At 73.2% G+C, this 3549-nt stretch carries 5 protein-coding genes; 4 read left to right on the top strand and 1 reads right to left on the bottom strand.

Annotation, left to right across the window (positions count from 1 at the left end; all coding sequences use genetic code 11):
- The first annotated feature begins 321 nt into the window (after positions 1–321).
- From AC5LUJ_RS23110 to AC5LUJ_RS23095, 4 genes are read left to right on the top strand one after another with little or no spacing between them, the layout of a single operon-like run.
- Positions 322–768: a hypothetical protein gene (locus tag AC5LUJ_RS23110; RefSeq protein WP_250282784.1), complete on the top strand. Its 447-nt coding sequence runs from the start codon at positions 322–324 to the stop codon at positions 766–768.
- 4 nt (positions 769–772) lie between these two features.
- A complete protein-coding gene (locus AC5LUJ_RS23105) occupies positions 773–904 on the top strand; it encodes a hypothetical protein (protein WP_445548183.1) in 132 nt (43 codons plus the stop codon).
- Complete coding sequence (gene mqnB / locus AC5LUJ_RS23100) at positions 901–1887, top strand: futalosine hydrolase (RefSeq protein WP_250282783.1); 987 nt, start codon at positions 901–903, stop codon at positions 1885–1887. Before AC5LUJ_RS23105 ends, mqnB begins: the two co-directional genes overlap by 4 nt.
- 47 nt (positions 1888–1934) lie before the next feature.
- On the top strand, positions 1935–2774 hold the full coding sequence (locus tag AC5LUJ_RS23095) for a 1,4-dihydroxy-6-naphtoate synthase (protein WP_493465762.1): 840 nt from the start codon (positions 1935–1937) through the stop codon (positions 2772–2774).
- Positions 2775–2908: 134 nt separating this feature from the next.
- Here the strand turns inward: AC5LUJ_RS23095 and AC5LUJ_RS23090 are convergent, their stop codons facing one another.
- Entirely contained in the window at positions 2909–3304 is a 396-nt protein-coding gene (locus tag AC5LUJ_RS23090; protein ID WP_250289564.1) for a cold-shock protein, read from the bottom strand.
- Between the last annotated feature and the right edge of the window lie 245 nt (positions 3305–3549).

The raw sequence follows: 3549 nt of genomic DNA, 5'->3' as shown, positions 1-3549 counted from the left end.
CCGCAGCACCCGGCCCTGCCACGAGCCCTGCCACAGCACCCGACGTTGCCACCGACCCTGCCGCAGGCCCCGGCCGTGCCGCGCCCACCCGCCGCGCCCGACGCCCCCACCGTGCCGCGGTCACCCGTCCGGCGCTGGTGGGAGCGCGGTTCCAGCCGGTCGGAATAATCCCGAAAGGTGATCAGGCGATACCGGCGGCCGGGAGCGCCGGCGGCTCATGGCCGAGGCCGGGCCGCTGAGCAGGCGGGTTGAGACCGACAACCCACCCGGAGGATCGCGAGCAGGCCGGCGTCCGACCGTCGGGAACGGTAACCTCCGATCGTGTCCGCATCTCGGCTACTTTTCCGCACCCGGCGGCGACGCCCCGTCGTGCTCGGCCTCCTCGGCGCGCTGGTCCTGGTGCTCACCGGCTGCGACAAGCCGACCCCGCTGGTGACGCTGCAGTCCGGCGACAACTTCGTGCAGGCGCACGCCGCCCAGTACGACCGCGACGGCACAGTGATCAAAAACGACAAGTACCAGGCGCCGGTCCTGCACGCCGTCCCCGGGTCGGTCGTCAACATCGACGTCGCGAAGTCGATCGCCGACAAGGGATATTTCCTGGCGTCCAACGACACCCGGATCACCGACGTCATCACCGAGCCCCACTACCGGCTGTCCGTGCCGGACGGGCGCGGCGAGGTGAACCTGACCGTCTTCCAGGCCCCGCACACCGGCTCCGAGCAGGCCTCCGGAAGCTGGCCGTTCCGGCTCGTCGTCCAGCCGTAGCCCGATGAGCCCCAGTCCTGTCAGCCTCGCCCGCACCGGCCCGGGCGGCGGCACGGCACGTCCCGACGGCACAGGCCCGGCCGTGGCACGCCCGGTCCGCGACCATCCGTCGACCGCCCCGCAGGCGGCCGCGTGAGCCGCATACTGCTCGTCACCGCGATGGCAGCCGAGGCGGACGCCGTCTGCGCCGGAATGATGGGGCCATGGCGGCCCCGGCCCACCATCGGCACGGGTAGCGGCCCCGCCGCTGCCGCCGGTGCGGGCAGGCTGTCGCGCGGTTCGCCGCCGTCGTGGGACCGCCAGCTCCTGACCGCCGTGCGGATCGGCCCCTACCTGGGACGCCGCTCCGGCCCGGTGACCGTCCTCGCCGCCGGTGCCGCCGGCCCCGCCGCGGCCGCCGGCACCGCCACCGCGCTCGCCACCGCCCAGGCCACGGGGGAGCCGTTCGACCTGGTCGTCTCCTTCGGGATCGCGGGCGGTTTCGCCGGCCGCGCGGACATCGGCGACCTGGTCGTCGCGGACGAACTGATCGCCGCGGACCTCGGCGCGGAATCCGGCGTCGACGCCCCGCCCGGCGAACCGGGACAGCCACCCGCGCCGGCGTCCGGCGACTTCCTCACCCTGGAACAGCTCGGGCTCGGAGCCTCCACGCTGACCCCCCGCGAGGAGATCAGCCAGGCCCTCACCAGCGTCCTCGCCGGCACCGGGCGCCCGGTGCGGACCGGACCGGTGCTGACCGTCTCGACGATCACCGGAACCGAGCGGCGGGCCGCGGCCCTGGCGCTGCGTTTCGGCCCGGCCGCCGAGGCGATGGAGGGGTACGCGGTCGCGGTCGCGACGGCGGTGTACGGCACGCCCTTCGCCGAGATCCGCGCGATCAGTAACGCGGTCGGGCGCCGTGACCGGGCCAGCTGGGACGTGCCGGGTGCCCTGGCCGGGCTGAGCGCCGCGGCGGCTGCCCTCACCGCCGGCATCGACACCCTCACCGCGGCCCTGCGCGCCACCGGCTCCGGCTCCGGCGGCCCGGCCAGACCAGCCGGCCCTGCCAGACCAGCCGGGCTGGTCAGACCTGCCGGGCCCGCGGGAGCGACAGGACCAGCCCCGGGCGGCACGTCGTGACCGGCAGCGGGACCGACACCGGGACCGGCACGTCGACGATCCCGACGGTGATCCCGACGTCGCCACCGTCCCTGCCGGTCCCGCTGTCGTTGGCGATCTCTCCGTGCCCGAACGACACGTTCGCCTTCCACGCGCTCACGCACGGGCTGGTCGGGGACGGCACCCCGGTCACGGTGACCTTCGCCGACATCGACGTGCTCAACAGCCGCGCCGCCGACGCCCTCGATGACGTCGTCAAGGTCTCCTACGCGGCCCTGCCCTGGCTGCTGGGCTCCTACCAGCTGCTGTCGGCCGGCAGCGCGCTCGGACGCGGCTGCGGGCCGCTCGTGCTGACCGCCGGCCAGGCCGGCCTGCGTGGCGCCCGCGTCGCGATCCCTGGCATGCGCACCACCGCCTACCTGCTGTTCCGCCTGTGGGCGCAGGGACGCGGGGTGAGCGAGATCGACGTCCTCTCCTTTGAGAAGATCATGCCGGCGGTGCGGGACGGGCGGTACGACGCCGGCCTGGTGATCCACGAATCCCGGTTCACCTATCCGTCCTTCGGCCTGACCGCCATCGCCGACCTCGGCGACTGGTGGGAGTCCGAGACCGGCCTGCCGATCCCGCTCGGGGCCGTCCTGGGGCGTCGTCACCTCGACGGCGCCGCGCTGTCGGCGGTGGTACGGGCGAGCGTGGCCGCCGCGTTCGCCGACCCGGAGGCGTCGCGCTCCTACGTCCTCGACCACGCTCAGGAGATGGACCCGGACGTGGCGGACGCCCACATCGGTCTGTACGTCAACGACTACACCCTGCAACTCGGCGACGAGGGTTACGCGGCGGCCGAGGCCCTGCTGGGCCGCGCGGTCGCCGCGGGCCTCGTCCCGGCCCTGCCTGCCCCCTTGCGCTGATCCGTAGCGAAGCCGATCCGCACCAGAACCGATCCGCACCAGAACCGATCCGTAGCGAGGCCGGAGCCCGGCCCCGGCCTCGGAATTCTGGGGCGAAGGACGGCGGCCCGCCGCGAGGAGCGGCCGTCAGGCGATCAGACCTCCAACTCGTCGGCGACCGCGTGGACGACCTTCGCCACCTTCTGGGCCGTGCGCCGGTCCGGATAGCGCCCCCGCCGCAACGAGCCCTGCACCTCGTCCAACAGTTTGATCATGTCTTCGACCATGCTGTGGAGCTCGTCCGGGCTGCGCCGCGCCGCCTGCGCGGCGGCCTTCGTCACCGACGGTGGAGCCGCGAGCAGCCGCACCGACAACGCCTGGTCGCCACGGCGGCTCGTGGCAACCCCGAACTCGACCCGGTCACCGGGCTTGAGCCCGTCCACACCGGGTGGGAGCGCGGCCTTGTGGACGAAAACATCACCGCCGTCGTCACGGCTGAGAAAGCCAAAGCCCTTGTCGACGTCGAACCACTTGACTCTGCCGGTGGGCACGGAAGACCTCGTTATGAGTAGCGAAGGGGGACTGCCCGGTGAGATACCGGGGTCTCAAGGCTATCCGGGGACGCGCCGACGAGTGGCCGTCCGTACTTTTTCATCACCGAGCAGTAGCACCCGAATGATGGTCACCCGGCTCTCCTGCAAGCCGGGCCAGCCAGGCCTCCCGGTCGGCCTCCCCGATCCAACGGCCTCCCGAACATGACAGACATGATCGCTCCGCTTCTGGCCCACCACCCGGG

This window comes from Protofrankia sp. CiP1_Cm_nod3 (assembly GCF_982290655.1).
This window is presented reverse-complemented; position numbering and strand designations above follow the sequence as displayed.